Origin of the sequence: Algoriphagus aquatilis (assembly GCF_042657405.1) — a bacterium.
Taxonomy (GTDB): Bacteria; Bacteroidota; Bacteroidia; order Cytophagales; family Cyclobacteriaceae; genus Algoriphagus; species Algoriphagus aquatilis.
This window is the reverse complement of sequence record NZ_JBHSKS010000015.1, coordinates 63561-81407: the sequence shown is the minus strand read 5'-3', so window position 1 is coordinate 81407 and position 17847 is coordinate 63561. Positions and strand designations below refer to the sequence as shown.

Below are 17847 nucleotides of genomic sequence, written 5' to 3'. Positions count from 1 at the left end.
GCAACCATGAACGCTCAGACAAAATGGAACGGAACCATCTTCGCATGGCCATCAATTAGAAAAGACCTAATCGCTTACTTTGAAGATCGATTTAACCAAACTGACACAGTTTAGTGAACACTCCCCTTTACTATGCCTGCCAATCCTGTCTAACCATCAAACCAACAGCTAGATAGGTGAATTTTCAATTGATTTTTTTAAATTCATCAAACCACTTTTCCTTTTTCTATGCGACTTGCTCCTTTCTATTCTACGAGAAGCCTGTTTCTTCTTTTCACGATTGCTGTTCACAGCTTTTCTTGCCAATCTCCGGTAACAGATCCATACGCTGCTTTTGAGGATACCACAGCTGTTGTATATGGTCCCTATCGCGTGATCAGATTACCTATTAACAAAGGAGTAACTATCCTAAACCCGGTGCAGATCTCTCTTGGCCCGGGTGATTTGCTTTTTGCGGCCAATCAAAGTGGTGAAATCTATACGCTTAAGGACTCTGATGGGGATGGGGTAGAGGATGAGGCAAAGCTTTATGCTGACCTAAACCCGCTGGGACTTTTCTCACCTGTAGGTTTTACCCACAGAGGTGACACCGTCTATGTCGGTACTCGTACTGAAATCAGGGCTTTTCTTGACCGTGATCGGGACGGTAAGGCGGATTCTTCTTGGACGTTTTTTGATCAAATCCCGGTGAGTGATCATCCTTATGAGTGGACCAGTGCCCTGAATGTAGGGCCAGACGGTTGGATTTATTGTGTCCTGACGACCGACTCATGGAACCCAGGAGCCTCACCTGACCCAAAAGGAATGAGAGGTTCTATTTTGAAAATAGCCCCGGATGGTACTCGATGGGAACAGGTGGCCACTGGGATTCGGTCGATTCATGGGATGGCTTTTAATGAATCAGGTGATTTGTTTTTTGCAGACAATAAGGGAGGAGGCAACCCGACGGAAGAGCTCAATCTCCTGCAAGTCGGTAAATTTTATGGACATAATGCCAAAAAATATACAGGCACTTATGATTCGATAATCGATCCTGTTTATTCTCTAGAAACGGAAATTGCTCCAGGTGGCGTAGTTTTTAATTCTACTGCCAATTCTTTTGGGGGTACAGCAGGGAATCTTTTTGTGGCTTTTTACGGTCCAGGTGAGCGGTGGACTAGAGGAGGAATTGGTCGTGTAGAAATTACCAAAGGGCAAGCGGGCTATTCATTTAAAGAATATCCCGTGGCAGATATTCCCAAGCTGTCCGATTTGGCTTTTGGTCCAGATGGTTCACTTTATGTGGCTCATCACGGAGTATCAGATTACTGGTATAATTCGATTGAGAAAAAGACTGGAGGTTTTTTCAAACTCGTTTATGATCCTTCTTTAGAAGGAAAAAATCCCAGCCAAAGGACCCTTGTCGAACAGACTTTTTCGGAAGCCTCTCTCGAAAATGGCAAGCAACTTTTTGCGATTCGAGCCTGCTCTGCCTGCCATGCGGTGGATGGAGTGACGGACTTGATTGGTCCAAACCTGAAAGGAATCGGAAAAGAGTTTTCTAAAGAAGAATTGGTCGAAGAAATCTCCAAACCTTCCGAACGTATCGAACCTAGCATGATTGCTACCCGTGTCACCAAAAAAGACGGAAAGGTACTCTTAGGCCGGGTAGTTTATACGGATGAAACCAGTATTACCCTTATGCTAGTAGGTAATCACCAAGTTAATATCCCCAAAAGTGATATTTTAAAATCGGAAGAAGAGCTCAAATCACTGATGTATGAAAATCTCTTGGTAGGACTCGCTCAAGAGGAATTGGACAACTTGCTGAATTATCTGATCAGTCTTTAACCTGGATTATGCATTAGAATTCGTAGCGAGAACTCAAAATGCAAGAAAATCAGGCACTTTGGAGATCGAGGCGTAGCACCGCTACGGTGAGATCGAAAAGTGAAGTAAAACGACTGATTTTGAGGCATTTTGAGGTCATAGTAGATTTTCTAATGCATATTTCAGGTTTAAAATCCCCAAGATCTGAACAAGAAAATCTATTGGTTAATACTACTTACTCAAAATCAATTCGGAAGAATCCACCCGAAAACGCTCTCCGTAGATCCCTTCAGGAAGGCCTTTGCCACATCCAATGATCATGCAGATTTCTGCAGAAGGATCAAGATTTAGTAGCTTTTTGACTCGGTTGGAATCAAATCCTTCCATGGGACATGTATCATAGCCGGAGGCTTTCATCGCCAGCATAAAGGTCATTGAGGCAAGGGCTGCACTTTTATGTACAGAAATCCTGACCTCAGTTTCTCCGACCTCTCTGACCATAGGCCGCTTTAGGCCCACACTGAAAGCGATCAATTTTTTGAGCAAAGACCATCCTGGATACTTTCCATAAAGTTTTGGGATCAGCTTGCCGTAGTATCCGAGTGCTTGCTTGAGTTTTTTATCGGGTTTACCCTTATACGTAGAGGCAATGTATTCGTAGTTTGCTTTGGCACGGGACTTCCAAAGGTCTCTCCGAGTCACAACCACCACCAGCTCTCGTGCAGTGGTAGCTGCTTTTTGTCCCATGCAGAGATGTGCCAGTTTGTTTTTATTTGGAGAGCTTTCCGGTACTCTGACAAACTGATAAAGCTGAAGGTTTGAACTGTTGGGAGAAAGAATAGCAGCTTCTAAACATCGCTGAACCACATTCCCATCAAATGGCTCTTTTTGATCAAAAATCCTGACTGATCTACGCTGATTTACAGCATCGAAAAAGTTCAACTCTTCGCTCATGGCACTTTATTTTAGGATAACTTATGGTAGTATGTAAGGATCCATTCTAAGAAAGGAATGGATTTTCCGAAGTTTTAGGAGATAGAGATGACAGACAAAGTAATGTTAATCCAATAGGTGCTTGGCACTGTTGGATTTTTCACTGATATCCAAAATTACTTTGTCAAGTTCATTTGCCGCGTTGAGGATAGCACCAAGCACAAAATCGAAGGTATATTCATCTTCTTCGTCTTTACTATCCTGAAGTAGTTGCACCAGTCCCATGATTTTGGCCAAAGGGGCTCTTACGATATGCGACTGAATCCAGGCAATTTCACGAAGGGTCTCGTTTTGTTTGACTACCGCATTGTAGAAGTTATTTCGATCGGTGACGTCTTGGATGATTTCATGGACAAGCTCCCGGTTATCTACCCTAATTTTACTACAGAATACTTCTACACTTCTCAATTCGCCGGATTTCAATTTATGATTGAAGAGGAATTTACCTTTTCCAGACCCCAATACTTGATGGGTGGCAGTTTCCATTTCTTCAGGATTGGATACAAAGGTATAATTGACGTCCAGGAGATTTTTTGATTTGAGATCATTGATCTCATAGCCGTAATATTCCGATGCCGAAGGATTGGCATCTACGATGCTTCCCGTATGAGGATCTATCAGAAGCATGGGAGTTACGTTTTCTTGGAATATCTGACTAAATCTCAATTCACTTTCCTGAAGGGCAAGCTGGCTGCGTTTTCGCTCCGTGATATCTGTGACAAAAGCGGAAAGGTAATCTTCCCCTTCGTAGTGGAATAGTTGCAACAGCACTTCGCAAGGGTAGGTGGTGCCGTCTTTTCTTAAGCAATTGAGTTCGAGAAATGCGGAAACCAACTTTTTGGAGGTGATTCCTCCTATTTTTTCCAATAGGTATTCTTGATCTTTTTCTTGAATAAGCTCAAGAATAGAGAGATCCGTTAACTCTTTTTTGGTGTATCCGGTATTCTTTTGTCCGGCTTGATTAGACTGCTGTATGGTCAGAGATTTGGCTGAAATCAGGTAGATTTCGTTGGTAGCACTTTCAAAGAGGTTTAGGTACAGTTTTGAAGATTCTTCCAAGGCGACTTTTTCAGTTACATCTTTACTAAAGCCGGAGATTCCTTCTACTTTACCATTTACAATGATTGGGTATAGGACCACATCCAGGTGATAGGTTTTTTCGGGGGATTGTACCTGATCCAAAAATTGTAGAGGCTCTCCCGAATTAAGTACTTTATGATACCGCTTGATCCATTTTTCTCGTTCTTGAGCGATCGTGATTGACTTGATGATGTTGATGCCTTTCATCAATTCTACACCGAAAGCCTGGAAAAATTCATTAAAGAACGTCTGATTGGTGAATAGAATATTCAAGTCTTTGTCCAGAGACCAGATGCTTTCGTTGACACTTTCCAAGATGCCCTGAAGGTTAGCTTCCCGCTCCTGGACCATCATGGATGCTTCTTTTACCGCAGTGATATCGGTAGAAATTCCACACATACCGATGATTTCGCCACTGTTATTGCGATATGGAAATTTTACGGAAAGGAAATATTGGGTATTTGTAATTCCAAGAGTGGTTTCGTGCTGTTCCAGTTTCTCTTCACTGAAGGACGATTTTCCCTCGATGAGGACTTTTTTATCGTCCTCTAGGTATTTGGTAGAAAAGTCACCTATGGCAAACTCTTCTAGTCTCTTCCCAAGCACTTCTTCCCGGCTGTGACCTGTGACCATTTCCCAGCGGCGATTGACCATGATGTACCGGTAATTGATATCCTTGACAAAAATCGCCGAGTGACTGTTTTCCACAATTGCTTCGAGCAGCTTGAGGTTTCTTTCCAAGGTTTGCTCTGCCTCAATCCGCTCTGTAATGTCATGCCAGAAACCGATGATGAAACTCTGTCCCTCTTCCAACATGACCACTTCACCCATGTCTTCCACCCAACGAATTTCTCTGTTGCGTGTATTGATGCGGTAAGTCACCTGAAAAGTCCCATGGCCCTGAATGGCCTGGTTTACTTGCTCACTGACTCTCGAAATATCACCAGGATGGATAAGATCGAAAATTTGAATCCGTTTGGAAAGGAAATCCTCTCCTGTGTAGCCGGTTATTTTTTCCACCTTATCTGTCATGTGGATGGTGGTCAGGCTTTCATCAAGCTTGCAGGAATAGACAGCCCCAGGGAGATTTTCGATCAGAGATCGGTAGCGCTTTTCAGCTTTCATCACCGCAGTGAGATAGTTTTTCTGTTCGGTGATGTCTTTGAGCGTACTGAATACCCTAAATGGCTTCTGCTCACCGGGTTGAAATTCCGGTAGGGCATCCACACTGATCCAGACTCTGTCTTTTTGAGTGGGTCTGAAAATGGAAATAACACGGTCAGTGATCGGAGTTCCGCTTTCCAGGCATTCTTTGGCTGGCAGATTAAATTCACGCAGCGCTGTTCCGCTATCTGAGAAGGCTTTCCAGTCAGGATTCAGTACCTCCCATCCGGAGACTTCTTCATCCTTTAAGCCCATCAACTGAAGTGCGGCATGATTGGCTTTTAGTACTCGTCCATCCACATCCTGATATAAAAGCCCTACGGGTGAGGTTTCAAAAAGCTTTTGATTTTCCCGTTCGCTTTCGATCAGCAGGTTTTCTGTCTTTTGGCGGAGCAGGGTGTTTGAGATAATCTCTGAGGCCATTTGGACAGGAACCAATTCCGATTCTGAAAAACTCTTTTTGGTTTTAACCTTACCAAAACCTACTACTCCATAAAATTCTGTCCCCTCCATAATGGGTAATAAAACCAGGGACTGGATTTTCAACAGGTTGAGAATGTTTTTGAGTGGATTGGCATTGTCCAACTGGTCGATGTCCTCGTATTCGAGGATTCCATCTGATTTGAGCACTTCCCATACGTGAGAAAGCAATCCAATGGGAAGCACACTGAGCTTATCTTTGAAGGAAGGGAGATTTTCTCCAAGCCAAGTGTAATCGGTATGCGCCAATCCTGCCTCCCGATCAAACCGAAGTGCGAAAGCACGATCTGAATTACTCAGTTTTGCTGCAGTACCTAGTGCCTCTTCGACGGCTACAGTGAGTTTTTCGGAAGGAATATTGATAAACTTGATCGCAAGCTGACCTAGAATTTCACGATACTTTTCCCATTCGGCATGGATTCTAGCAGATTCTTCTTTTTCTCTGACGTCTATGAAAAATGCGCAATGGCAAGGGCGATTATTCCATTCGACCTGCACCACGGTCATTTCCACGGGAATCCTGTTTTTCCGTTTGGTAAGCACATGAACACCCGAGATCATATTTTTCTTGACCGGATTGATTCTCGAAAATACTTTGGATACAAATTCAAGATCCTCTTTCGGGTAAAGATTCATGGTAGTCAAATTCCCCATTTCTTCCGAACGGTATTCCATCCATTCCTGGATTACCCGATTGGAATAGACGACTTTGCTGGAGTGGGCATCCACCACTACAATTCCTCCAGGGAGTTCGTCAAGCAGTTCCTTAAATCTAGATTCCTTTTTTTCTGCCGAAGGTGCATATCGGAAGACTTCCTTTTCCAATAGGACAGTAATCCCATCGTGATGGGGGAAAATCTTATGGGTGATCAGCGAAGAAAAGTCCTCCTGATAGTGTGAATTGGAATAGCTGGAGGAGATGAAGCTGAGGTTTTTATACAAAAATTCAATTTTGACACGCTCAAACTCAGGAATCAGCTCAAAAAACACCCTACCCAAAGCAGTCTCTGGAGATTTGCCTAATACTCCAAAAATGGCCGAATTGCAATAAACTACCCGATAGCTTCTGTCTAGTTTGATTACTGCTATAGGCAGTTCTTCTAGTATAGAGGATGGAAGCGATCTAGGATCATTGATGAGACTTGACATAAAAGGGGATAACCTTTCTTATAGGAAATTTGGCAAATTTAAGCTGATCAAATTTGCTATAATATTTTCAATAATCAGATTAAATGATAATTGTTTTCGGGTGGCTCAAGTAATCTGAATTATTGCAAAATAAATACAATAAAATGTCAATAATTTACTGAAATTATGACTTTGATAAATTTTGGACATCTTTGTCTGTTTATTGTAATAAACTGAAAATCAATTTAATAAAATTCAATACAGTTTATTCTTAACGATAATACAGGTGAAAATTAAATGTAAAAATGAGTAATAAAAGACATTTCTTGATTTGTATTGCTCTGTGGGGATGGCTCATAGTATTATCTATTTATGAAGCTCAGGCTCAAGTCCGCCAGACACAGTTTAATGGCTTTGGTCATTTAGAATTTTATTGGGATAAAGATGAGGAAGGAAGGCATGCCTCCTTTGCTATGGGTGAACATGACTTTTTTGTCAATTCATCTTTATCTGATAAAATAACATTTATAGGAGAGTATGTGATCAGATTTAATGGCAAGTCAGCGACCAATTATCTTCCAAGTATAGAGCGCTCTCTAGTCAAGTTTAATTATGTAAACAACCACTCTATCATCGCTGGGAAGGTGCATACACCGGTCAACTATTGGAATGATGTCTATCATCACGGCAGGGTGTTTTTCCCGGTGATTGACCGGCCGATGTCATTTTCCTATTTCGTGCCACTTCATACGTTGGGCTTACAGTTTCAGGGTCAAAATCTGGGAAGGCTTAATTTTGGCTATGACTTTATGGTGGGAAATGGAATCAGTTCCACGGATGTCTACCATGATTCAGTGGTGCCATCTTTGACAGGATCGGTTCATATCAGACCAAAAGAAGGCATGCGAATTGGCCTTTCCTACTATTGGGATGATCTTCACGACAATGTCCCTGGAGTTCATTCAGGACACAACACATCCATTGTCATCCCTGATGCTCAAAAATTCCAAGGACCGGTTAAGTTTCGATTAGCAAGTTTTTCCTTTGCGAGCTTTAGGGACAAGTTTGAATTTCTGAATGAAACAGGCTTCAATACCTCTATCACGGACAGCACAGGCACTGCAAGAAATTTCTCTCAATACGTTTATGCAGGTCTTAATGTGACTGAAAAAAGCACCCCATACTTTGTCTTCGATTACATAGATGTGGCAGACAATGATATCCATGTGTATCCTTTGGAGAAGTTGAAGGTGGCTTTGGGCTACAGGTATTCTTTTAATTATCTGCTGAACTTGAAGGTACAGCTGGAGAAGACCTGGGAGTTTGAGCATTTTGGGCATGAACATAAGGCTTCTTATGGGCCATTTTTGCGGGTTCAGTTAGCGTATGGTTTTTAATTGGGAAGAGCAATGAGAACTATAGGCTTACTAGTTATTCTCTTAGCCTGGAGCTGGGAGGGACTTGCTCAGCAGACTGATTTGGGTCAGCTGGAGTTTGCAGCGAATGTAAAGGGGGTAAAATCCCTCACTTCCAAAGAAGTAGTACAAATATTTCGGAATGGTCGAAGTCTTTGGGCAAGTGGAGAAAAAGTGATCATCGTCTTGCCATCCAACAAGTCGGACATGGCTGAATCAGTGGCTAAAAACCTTTACGGAGGCAGTATCACAGCGATGCAGAAGTTTTGGCTTGCCTTGGTGTTTCAGGGACGTGCCAATCCTCCGGTGTTTCTGCAATCTGCTGAGGAGATTATGGTTTACATTTCTAAAAACCCCGGTGCAATCGGCGTAATTCCAAAAGATACCGCTATGATTCCCGAATCCATTCAACTTACGATCAGGTAATAGGGCATGAAATCACTTTTTAAAAGTCTCTCTTTTCGGATATGGCTGCCCTTTGCTGCCTCTATTTCCATTCTTTTAGTGTCCCTGCTGATTCTTTATCCGAATCGTCAAGAGGATCTTTTTAGGAAAAACTTTCAGTCAGAGCTTAATCAATTGGCTAGAACTACTGCCTTGGGGGTCGAGGTAGCTTTGGATAACAGTGACTTTGAAAACCTTGGCCAAATTGTAGAATTGGTGACCAATAGTGCCAATCTGGAGTTTGTTGCGATTACGGAGCTTGATTCTTTGGGAAAGGAGCGGGTATTCGTCAGCAATCCCCAAAACTATGATCCAGTGAAAATCCTAAACCTTGACTCTGCCAATTTGCTGGTTCAATCACAAGATTTTTCTTCTGAGTTGGCCCAAGGAAGAGTGATATTAGCCATTACAAGGGAGGCAATTGATAATGCGATTTTTGAAATCAACTATCCGATTTATGTCTTTTTGGGCATTTTGATGATTTTGTCATTGGGGCTTTTTTATGGGTTGGCAAGGAGAATATCTGCCCCTATTTCTTATCTGACCGAAGTGTCCAATCAAATGAAGACGGGCAACTACGAATTGGATATCAACTTAGTGTCTCAAGTCAATGAGATTTCAGACCTGAATTATTCTCTGATACAGCTGAAGGAATTCCTACTCAAAGCAAAGATTCAAAACGAAAAATTCAATCAGCAGCTTGAGGAACAGATCCTGATTCGGACTGAAGACCTTGAACGAACTAAAAACAGACTTTTTGAAGCACAGCGGGTTGCAATCTTGGGAAACTTTGAAGTGGACTTATTGACCGGGGCTTGGAGTAATTCCCCGATCATTGATCAGATTTTTGAAATTCCAGATGACTTTGCCAAGGATATTAATTCTTGGCAAAACCTCCTCTCTCCCGAAAATGCTCAGGTCGTGGTGGACGAATTTTACAAGTGCAAAGTGTTCAACCGATCGTTTAAGACTGACCTCAAAATCACTTCCTATCGGGATCGAAGCCTGGAAAAATGGATCTCTATTAGTGGTGCCCCGGTCAAAGCGGCTACGGGTGACATACGGTTTATACGCGGGACCATTCAGGATATCTCAGATCGAAAGGCATTTGAAAAGGAAATCGAAAAGCTGTCGTTGGTAGCGAAGCGAACCTCCAACTGTGTGGTGATCACAGATCCTGAGTTGAGAATTACCTGGGTGAATGATTCATTTCTAAGACTCACTGGTTATTCATGGGAGGAAATCATTGGTCAGACTCCTAAGATGTTCCAATTTGAAAAGACAGACCGGCATACCGCCAGATACATAAGAGAACAGGTCATGTCGGGTAAGAGTGTCAATGCAGAGATCCTAAATCGGGGGAAACATGGCCGTGAGTATTGGTTGCAGCTAAATATCGTTCCACTTAGAGAAGACTCTGGGGAGATCACTGGCTATATGGCCGTAGAAGTGGATATCACTGAATTGAAAAAAACAGAGGAACAAATTCAAAAGCAAGTGGACTTGCAGAATATCCTCATCGATATTTCAGCTACTTACATCAATTTGAATATTGATGATCTGGAGTCTACTATACACATTTCGTTGGAAAAACTTGGCAAGTTTGTGGATGCGGACCGTGCTTATATTTTTGATTATAACTTAAAAGAGCAAACCGCTTCCAATACCTATGAGTGGTGCGCTTCGGGTATCCTGCCTGAACTGGAAAACCTGCAAAATCTCCCCATGGAGGTGATTCCGGACTGGGTAAATACCCATTTGGAAAATATGCCCATGGTCATTCCGGATGTACAGCAATTACCAATAGGGGAAGAAGGGGAGATGAACTTGAGGGCAATTCTGGAACCACAGGGAATAAAAAGCCTAATCACCATTCCATTTTTCGAAGGAGATGTATTAAGTGGTTTTGTTGGATTTGATAGCGTACACCAAGAGCGCTCCTATGCCCAAGAGGAAATCAAACTCCTCACCCTATTTGGGCAGATGTTGGTCAACGTCAAGCAAAAGCAAAAGGCCCAAAGGCAGTTGGCTATCCAGGAGGAAAAATACCGAAACATCATTGCCAATATGAACCTCGGATTCCTTGAGGTAGATGTGGATGATGTGATCCTGAATGCCAATCCGAGCTTTATAGAAATGTCCGGATTCTCATTGGAAGAATTGGTTGGGAAAAGAGGAATGGATTTGTTTTTTGATGACGATTTGGCAAGAAAAGTTATCCAGCAGAAAAATATCCTCAGGAAGACCGGTCAGTCTGATGTCTATGAAGTAGAAGTGATCGATAAGTACGGAAATCGCCGTTGGTGGCTGATCAGTGGAGGACCTAATTACAACGACGCCGGGGAATTGATCGGTTCGGTAGGGATTCACTTGGATATCACAGATCAGAAAAAGCTCCAAAATGAGCAGCGCCATCTCTTAGGTCTTACTCAAAATCAAAACGAGCGTCTTCGAAACTTTGCCCACATTGTGTCGCACAACCTCCGCTCTCATGCTGCCAACTTGCTCGGCATGATCACCTATATGGAAGTAGAGGATCCGAGTTTTTCAGGCAATCCGTTGTTCCAGAATTTCAAAAATGTCATTGACAACTTGATGGAATCCGTGCAAAACCTTTCAGAGGTAGCAGATATTCAAATCAACGATTCTACGCTGATGGAATCCATCAATCTGGTAGAAGTCGTAAATTCATCAATTCTCAATGTTTCAGCCTTGGCCAGATCTTCCGAAGTTGCAATTCTGTTTGATCAGGAAAAGTCTAAAAGCTTGGTTTTTGGTAATTTATCTTACTTGGAAAGTATCACGCTCAATCTGCTGACTAATGCGATCAAATACAGTGATCCCAAAAAGGAGAAAAAGGTGGAAATCAGAATCAAAAAAACGACCGAATGGACCATTATAGAAGTAGAAGATAATGGCCTGGGCATCGATCTGAAGAGACAGGGAAGGAAGATGTTTGGCATGTACAAAACCTTTCATGATCATCCGGATTCCAGAGGAATCGGCCTCTTCATTACCAAAAATCAGATTGAGGCTATTGGTGGTAAAATTGAGGTGGAAAGCGAAGAGGGAGTAGGTACGACATTTAAAGTTTATTTAAAAAGTAATTCATGAACCGCAACAAAACGATCTGTATCATAGAGGATGATCAAAACTACCTCATGCTCACCAAAAAAATGATTGAGTTCACCTCGCTCTTTAAAGAGATTTTGACTTATAGAAACGGAAAGCAGGCATTTGAGGGGTTGATGGATTGGAAGAGCAAAAACAATTCGTTACCGGATATTATTCTCTTGGATATCAATATGCCGATTTGGGACGCATGGGATTTTTTGGATGAGTTTTGCAAAGAAGTGCAAGGGTGGGAAGGATTGATCTACATCATTACCAGCTCGATCGATAAAGTAGACGAAGCAAAGGCGGCAGAATACTCATTGGTCAAAGGATACCTCAAAAAACCAGTGAGCTTCGAAAAGATCATCGAAATTTTCAATCTCAATTGAGCAGACCAAGAAGCTAGAGGAGTACCCAGTCAATTCTGCCTTCCTGTATTTTTTTCTTCATTCAGCCTTTTTTTCATTGGTAAGATGAGAAGAGAGCGGCATGTTTGGATATCTTTGAAATCCACCATTACGCCAGACAGGTATGTTTTTTACGTTACTCAGACTGCAATTTCTTAAGAGCTTCCGCTCGACCAGTTTTGCCAAAAGTGCTTTGGCCACTGGTTTTATGATTTTCATTGCGCTGTTGCTATTGAGCTATGTGTTTTTTGCAGGGCTCTTTCTCGGCAGAATCATTGAACTCATAGCTGAAGGCCGAGACCCCATTGAATTCTTAAATGCAGGATTGATCTTCTTTTTCCTGTTTGAATTCATGTACCGGTACTTTATCCAGAAGCTACCTGTAGTGGAGCTTGAGAGTCTCCTCCATCTTCCGATAGGCAAAAGACGCATCATCCAGATGCTGATGCTCCGATCGTTTATTTCACCACTCAATGTGATCGCACTTTTGCTTTTCCTTCCCTTTGGAGCACAGGTAATTGCGGAGAAGGTGGGTACGCTCGGGTTTATTTCTTGGTTGGGGACATTGCTGTTATTCAGCTGGTCCATTCACTGGTTCATGCTGTGGTTTAAGCAGCGCTTTGAGGACACTTGGATTGGTCTTGCAGTAGTGATGGGCACCTTATTGTTGGGAGGAGGATCTACCTATATGGGTTGGTTTAATGTAGGTGAAATTTTAGAGCCGATTTTTGCTTTGGCCATGAACACGGTCATTCCTGTGCTGGTGATGCTCGTCGTATGTATAGGCATTTATCTTTTGGCTGTGAATTACTATGTGAAAAATGCCTATCTGGAGGATCTCAGTGAGGAGGAAGATATCCGATTTGTCAATCAGAGTGTGGGATTCTTTTCCCGATTTGGAGTAGCCGGAGAGCTCGCTAACCTAGAATGGAAGCTGATCATCCGACACAAAAAAAGCCGTACCTATCTGATGCTATCTGCATTCTTTCTCCTGTATGGCTTGTTCTTCTATACCAATCCTCAATACCAAAGTGAGGAGGGGTTGAGCCCGATCTTCATTTTCGTAGGTGTATTTATCACCGGGATTTTTATGATTCAATATGGACAGCAGTTTTTAAGTTGGAACTCGGGGAATTTTGATTTCTTTTTAAGCCGAAAGACCGGAGTGGAATCTTTGGTTCGTGGCAAATACCTGCTCTTCATGAGCATCTCCATGGTGTGTTTTCTAGCATCGGTGCCCTACGTGTATTTCGGTATTGACATTTTACTGATTCACTTGGCTACCTTCCTTTTCAATGTGGGGATTATGGTACATGTGATTATCTATTTTGCGCTATGGAAGCCTAAACCGATGGACCTTAACAAAGGCGCCATGTTTAATTATGAAGGAGTAGGAGCCGCTCAGTTTTTGGTGATAATTCCGCTCATGGGTGGTCCGTATTTGATTTATCTTCCTTTTTCTCTTTTGATCAGTGATTATGCTGGCTTGTTGGCCTTGGGCATTACTGGCCTGATTGGTTTGATTGCCTTTAAGCCGCTTTCCCAACTAAATATCAACCGAGTACTTTCTAACCGTTACGAAATTTCATCTTCCTTCCGTCAAGAACTATGATTCAGATATCTCAACTCAAGAAACAATACAAGGACGCCGTCGTGTTGGATGTGCCCTCTCTGGAAATTGCAAAAGGCGAATGCTTTGGTCTCGTAGGAAATAATGGTGCCGGCAAGACAACTCTTTTTAGAATTATTCTTGATCTGGTAAGAGCGACTCAAGGCCAAGTCACCATCGAGGGGGAAGATGTAAGTAAATCCGAAAGCTGGAAATCTACCGTAGGTGCTTACCTAGACGAGCACATGCTCTTGGCTTACCTGACTCCGGATGAGTATTTTGAAACACTCCGAAAAATCTACGGCATGTCTGAGGCAGATCTCAAAAGTCATTTGGAGAAATTTACAGAACTGTTCAATGAGGAAGTGCTGGGCAAAAAGAAATACATCCGCGACCTGTCTAAAGGTAATTTAAAGAAAGTCGGTATTGCTGCGGCGATGATGGGACATCCTCAGGTAGTAATGCTGGATGAGCCTTTCGAAAACCTCGACCCAAGTTCCCAAATCCGATTGAAAAAGTTGATCCTCCGTGAGACAGAGCAGGCCAAAATTACCTTTCTGATCTCCAGCCACGACCTGAACCACGTGACTGAAATCTGTAACCGAATCGTTCTCCTCGAAAAAGGGAAGGTCATCCGTGACCTCCGTGAAAAGTCAGAAATGATGAGTGAATTGGAGGCCTATTTTACGGGGTGATTAATGATCAATTAGTAAGAGCCAATTCTTAATTTTCAAAATAGCACCAAAAAAGCCTCCCCGATCACTCAGGGAGGCTTTTTTGGTGGAGCTGGTGGGATTCGAACCCACGTCCAGATAAGGAAGCACCGTACCGTCTACATGCTTAGTCACCTGTTGGGTTTTCGACCACGCTATGCTGGGTGACACACCTGAGCGGGGCTTATCGATTGGTCTTAAGCTTGCTTAATCGCATCACAAGCAGCAGTCCGGTCAAGTCGACACCTCGGATCCACCCCGATCAGACGGAGGGTGGGGAGATGTGGCCGGGGAATCACTCTCGTGACTCAACCCTTTAAGCGATCTGTCCTAGATAGGAAAGATTAGGCAGCCATGGCGTAAGAAGTTTCGCCATTTATCGTTCGTATGAATGGTTTAAGGCCGTACATACTCCAGCCTGCATGCGAGCCCGATGATTACACCTACTGTCAAAACCGGTCAGCCCCATTTTGTTGGGATGACAAAAGTAGGGGGAAATTCGTTCATTTTCGATTTACGATTTTGGCTTTATCAACATTTAACTGATCTGTAATCACTTTTTCCTGAGCCACCTTTTCCTTCGGGATCTTTCTTTTTTCCAAATTCAACTTTGACAACCCGACAACAGGACAACTCAACAACCTGATCTCCCTTTTCAATTTCCCTTAATCCCAATTCATTAGCGAAAATCTTTCCCAAAGCCCCAAATTCACCCTTCCTGAATATCCACTTTTTTATATCTTGCAGCGATGGAAAATTTCGTCGTTTCGGCAAGGAAATACAGACCGGCAGACTTCAAAAGTGTCGTGGGGCAGCAGCATATCACCACCACACTTCAGAATGCGATCAAAAACAATCACCTCGCTCAGGCATTCCTTTTTTGTGGACCACGTGGAGTAGGTAAGACTACCTGCGCCCGTATTCTAGCCAAGACGATCAACTGTGAAAGTATCACCAAGGACTTCGAAGCCTGTGGAAAATGCGAATCCTGCGTTTCTTTCCAAAACAACGCTTCCTTCAATGTCTACGAGCTCGATGCTGCTTCCAACAACTCGGTAGACGATATCCGAAATCTGGTAGATCAAGTCCGATACGCTCCTCAAAAAGGTCAATATAAGGTCTACATCATCGATGAAGTTCACATGCTTTCGACAGCGGCCTTCAACGCTTTTTTGAAGACGCTGGAAGAGCCGCCTAAGTATGCCATCTTTATCCTGGCGACTACGGAAAAGCATAAAATCATCCCTACGATCCTCTCTCGATGTCAGATTTTTGACTTCAACCGAATTCAAATCAAACATATCTCCGAGCATCTCAAATACATTGCTGAGAAGGAGAGCGTGGATTATGAGGAAGAAGCATTGAGATTGATTGCTACCAAAGCAGATGGAGCATTACGTGATGCCTTGTCGATTTTCGACTTGATTGTGACGTATTCTGCAGGTAAAAAGGTCACCTATCAGGAGACCATCTCCAATCTGAATATCCTCGATTACGACTACTATTTCAAAGTCGTGGATGCGCTTTTGGCAGAGAATATATCAGCCACCCTATTGATCTTTGACGAAATCCTCAAGAAGGGTTTTGATGGTCATAATTTTATAGTTGGACTTAGCGAGCATTTCCGAGATTTATTGGTGGTCAAAGATGAGGCTACGGTAGAGTTGCTTCAGGTTTCAGAATCTGCCAAAGACCGCTATTTGCAACAGACTAGTCAGGCCTCAGTTTCATTTTTGCTTTCTGCTCTCAATCTGGCTAATCAGTGTGATATCCATTACAAGACAAGTAAAAACCAGCGTTTGCATGTCGAGTTGGCACTGATGAAAATGTCCAAGCTCCCGCAGGCTTTCCGCTTGGCAGCTCTTGCTAGCCTAGAGGCAAAAAAAAAAGTCTGAGTGAGGAGCCTGTTCAGGTTGCCTTACCATCCGAAGTGGTTGCTGCGCCTGATCTGACTAAGGCAACTGAAGCCGCAAAAACTCCTCTAAAATCTACCATTGCCATTCCAACCAGTCTTTTTCAGACTAAAAAACTGGTAGAGGAAAAATTGAAAGCTCCGGAGGTCACTATACCCGAGGGAAAAAAGGAGGAACCGGCCAACCTTCCCGTTCAGGAAACGGTAGTTTTAACTCAGGAAATGCTTGATCAGGTAATTCATTTGGTAAAGGACCATTATCGGCAAGCCAACAAGAATTTTGAGCTTACAATTTTAGATCATCCGATCAAGGTGATCAATGGGGAGGTTTTTTTGCAGGTAATGGGTTCTGTGCAAGAGGAAATTGCCAATAAAATGCGTCCCGATCTTCTTGGATTGATCCGTAACCTGACTGGAGCAACACAACTTTTTGTCTCTCTAGAGCACAAAGAAGAGATTCAGGATGATCGTCCTAAACTCTACACCAATACGGATAAATTACGCTACCTCAGAGATAAGCACCCAGCTTTGGCCGAATTTCAGCGAAAATTTGGCTTGGATGTAGATTTTTAAAAATCGAGAGAGATACCAAAATTGACCAGATTTTGCAGCTGAATGGCGCGTTTGGTACTGCCATCATCCTGTTTGATCAATACTTTCTCATCATAGATCAACACGGTTTCGATGCGGGTAGAAATGTATTTATTTACTTTCATACGCACCAAGGAATTAAAATTGACCACCATATTTCCAAATCGCTCATAGTTGGAAAACAGGTTGAGATCCGATTTCCAGGTGACATTTTCCATAAGCATAAAATCCACTAGCCCAACAGCCAGAGACATACCTGCCTCAGCTCTCACATTTTCTCCTGGAATAACGCCAAATGCTCCCGCGCGGCTTAAGGAATCATCCAAGACCATGGTGAATCGACCGGAGAAAGGGGAAAGAATAACAGAGATTCGGCTTTTATCTGGGTAGGTATTTCTGTAATTGAGACCCGTTGAAGATTGGAGGTAACCCGGGCTCAGCAAATCTGAAATTCTGGTTTGAATTTCAGATTCAGATCCTGCCGGTCTTGAATATTTGAATCCCGGAAGAAGTTGGGTTCTGGCATCAAGTTGGGTCGTGAGATAGAGTTTTTCTGAGAGTTGACGGCCATAATTACTCACGAAAATGAAATTATCATTCGTCTTTCGTGTTTTGAAATCGCGCTCATTTTGCCGGTTAAATCCAAGATTGATCGTGAGTTGGGTGTCCCACACCTTGGAGTCTTTTTTATAATTGGCAAAAAGTGTGGCTCCTGTGTTCAATGCAAACGATCCTGCACCGCCGGCAGCCCAATTGCTCAGGGTCACTTGCTGGATATTGAGGTTGTAATTGCCTCCAGTTTTCCAGAAAATTTCTTTTTTAGGCTCTTCAATAAGGATGGAATCACCCAACATCAACAGGGTGTCACCATTAATCAAGACCGTGTCGGGAATGATCTTCCTGTCCTGCGCGAGGGCAGAAAGACTAAGGAGAGTAAGGAAGAAGCCAAAAATCAGGGTAAACCGATGCATAAATATACGAGCGCGCT

The 17847-nt window shown here is 42.9% G+C and carries 12 protein-coding genes and 1 other RNA gene; 9 read left to right on the top strand and 4 right to left on the bottom strand.

Annotated features, from left to right (window positions below):
- Positions 1-228 precede the first annotated feature (228 nt).
- The gene (locus ACFPIK_RS15845) at positions 229-1830 is read left to right on the top strand and encodes a DUF7133 domain-containing protein (protein WP_377917009.1); all 1602 of its coding nucleotides are present in this window, start codon (positions 229-231) and stop codon (positions 1828-1830) included.
- 210 nt (positions 1831-2040) lie between these two features.
- Here ACFPIK_RS15845 and ACFPIK_RS15840 read toward each other — a convergent pair whose 3' ends face one another.
- Both ACFPIK_RS15840 and ACFPIK_RS15835 read right to left on the bottom strand, forming a co-directional pair.
- A complete protein-coding gene (locus tag ACFPIK_RS15840) occupies positions 2041-2763 on the bottom strand; it encodes a nitroreductase family protein (protein ID WP_377917007.1) in 723 nt (240 codons plus the stop codon).
- 105 nt (positions 2764-2868) lie between these two features.
- Positions 2869-6675, bottom strand: a complete 3807-nt coding sequence (locus ACFPIK_RS15835; protein WP_377917005.1) for a PAS domain S-box protein — start codon at positions 6673-6675, stop codon at positions 2869-2871.
- A gap of 284 nt (positions 6676-6959) precedes the next feature.
- Here ACFPIK_RS15835 and ACFPIK_RS15830 point away from each other — a divergent pair, with 284 nt between their 5' ends.
- The 6 genes from ACFPIK_RS15830 to ACFPIK_RS15805 all read left to right on the top strand — a co-directional run bounded on the left by ACFPIK_RS15830 (position 6960) and on the right by ACFPIK_RS15805 (position 14338).
- Positions 6960-8051, top strand: coding sequence for a hypothetical protein (locus ACFPIK_RS15830; RefSeq protein WP_377917003.1), 1092 nt, complete (start codon positions 6960-6962; stop codon positions 8049-8051).
- Positions 8052-8063: 12 nt separating this feature from the next.
- Positions 8064-8495: a hypothetical protein gene (locus tag ACFPIK_RS15825; RefSeq protein WP_377917001.1), complete on the top strand. Its 432-nt coding sequence runs from the start codon at positions 8064-8066 to the stop codon at positions 8493-8495.
- A 6-nt stretch (positions 8496-8501) separates the two neighbouring features.
- Positions 8502-11627, top strand: coding sequence for a PAS domain S-box protein (locus ACFPIK_RS15820; protein ID WP_377916999.1), 3126 nt, complete (start codon positions 8502-8504; stop codon positions 11625-11627).
- Entirely contained in the window at positions 11624-12016 is a 393-nt protein-coding gene (locus tag ACFPIK_RS15815) for a response regulator (RefSeq protein WP_377916997.1), read from the top strand. Before ACFPIK_RS15820 ends, ACFPIK_RS15815 begins: the two co-directional genes overlap by 4 nt.
- 142 nt (positions 12017-12158) lie before the next feature.
- Positions 12159-13646, top strand: a complete 1488-nt coding sequence (locus ACFPIK_RS15810) for a DUF5687 family protein (protein WP_377916995.1) — start codon at positions 12159-12161, stop codon at positions 13644-13646.
- Positions 13643-14338: an ABC transporter ATP-binding protein gene (locus ACFPIK_RS15805; RefSeq protein ID WP_377916993.1), complete on the top strand. Its 696-nt coding sequence runs from the start codon at positions 13643-13645 to the stop codon at positions 14336-14338. Before ACFPIK_RS15810 ends, ACFPIK_RS15805 begins: the two co-directional genes overlap by 4 nt.
- Before the next feature lie 83 nt (positions 14339-14421).
- Here the strand turns inward: ACFPIK_RS15805 and ssrA are convergent.
- Positions 14422-14823: a transfer-messenger RNA gene (gene ssrA / locus ACFPIK_RS15800) on the bottom strand.
- Between the two features lie 282 nt (positions 14824-15105).
- On the opposite strand from ssrA, the gene ACFPIK_RS15795 reads away from it, so the two are divergent.
- Positions 15106-16251, top strand: a complete 1146-nt coding sequence (locus tag ACFPIK_RS15795) for a DNA polymerase III subunit gamma/tau (RefSeq protein WP_377916991.1) — start codon at positions 15106-15108, stop codon at positions 16249-16251.
- Positions 16252-16286: 35 nt separating this feature from the next.
- A complete protein-coding gene (locus ACFPIK_RS15790; protein WP_377916989.1) occupies positions 16287-16841 on the top strand; it encodes a hypothetical protein in 555 nt (184 codons plus the stop codon).
- Here ACFPIK_RS15790 and ACFPIK_RS15785 read toward each other — a convergent pair.
- The gene (locus ACFPIK_RS15785) at positions 16838-17830 is read right to left on the bottom strand and encodes a DUF3078 domain-containing protein (RefSeq protein WP_377916987.1); all 993 of its coding nucleotides are present in this window, start codon (positions 17828-17830) and stop codon (positions 16838-16840) included. The two genes, ACFPIK_RS15790 and ACFPIK_RS15785, sit on opposite strands and share 4 nt — an antisense overlap.
- Positions 17831-17847 lie beyond the last annotated feature (17 nt).

What these genes read in the sequence shown, in the direction of transcription:
- ACFPIK_RS15840 (WP_377917007.1), bottom strand. Translation starts at nt 2,763, where the DNA reads ATGAGCGAAGAGTTGAACTTTTTCGATGCTGTAAATCAGCGTAGATCA.
- ACFPIK_RS15835 (WP_377917005.1), bottom strand. Translation starts at nt 6,675, where the DNA reads ATGTCAAGTCTCATCAATGATCCTAGATCGCTTCCATCCTCTATACTA.
- ACFPIK_RS15805 (WP_377916993.1), top strand. Translation starts at nt 13,643, where the DNA reads ATGATTCAGATATCTCAACTCAAGAAACAATACAAGGACGCCGTCGTG.
- ACFPIK_RS15825 (WP_377917001.1), top strand. Translation starts at nt 8,064, where the DNA reads ATGAGAACTATAGGCTTACTAGTTATTCTCTTAGCCTGGAGCTGGGAG.
- ACFPIK_RS15810 (WP_377916995.1), top strand. Translation starts at nt 12,159, where the DNA reads ATGTTTTTTACGTTACTCAGACTGCAATTTCTTAAGAGCTTCCGCTCG.
- ACFPIK_RS15830 (WP_377917003.1), top strand. Translation starts at nt 6,960, where the DNA reads ATGAGTAATAAAAGACATTTCTTGATTTGTATTGCTCTGTGGGGATGG.
- ACFPIK_RS15795 (WP_377916991.1), top strand. Translation starts at nt 15,106, where the DNA reads ATGGAAAATTTCGTCGTTTCGGCAAGGAAATACAGACCGGCAGACTTC.
- ACFPIK_RS15785 (WP_377916987.1), bottom strand. Translation starts at nt 17,830, where the DNA reads ATGCATCGGTTTACCCTGATTTTTGGCTTCTTCCTTACTCTCCTTAGT.
- ACFPIK_RS15845 (WP_377917009.1), top strand. Translation starts at nt 229, where the DNA reads ATGCGACTTGCTCCTTTCTATTCTACGAGAAGCCTGTTTCTTCTTTTC.
- ACFPIK_RS15815 (WP_377916997.1), top strand. Translation starts at nt 11,624, where the DNA reads ATGAACCGCAACAAAACGATCTGTATCATAGAGGATGATCAAAACTAC.
- ACFPIK_RS15820 (WP_377916999.1), top strand. Translation starts at nt 8,502, where the DNA reads ATGAAATCACTTTTTAAAAGTCTCTCTTTTCGGATATGGCTGCCCTTT.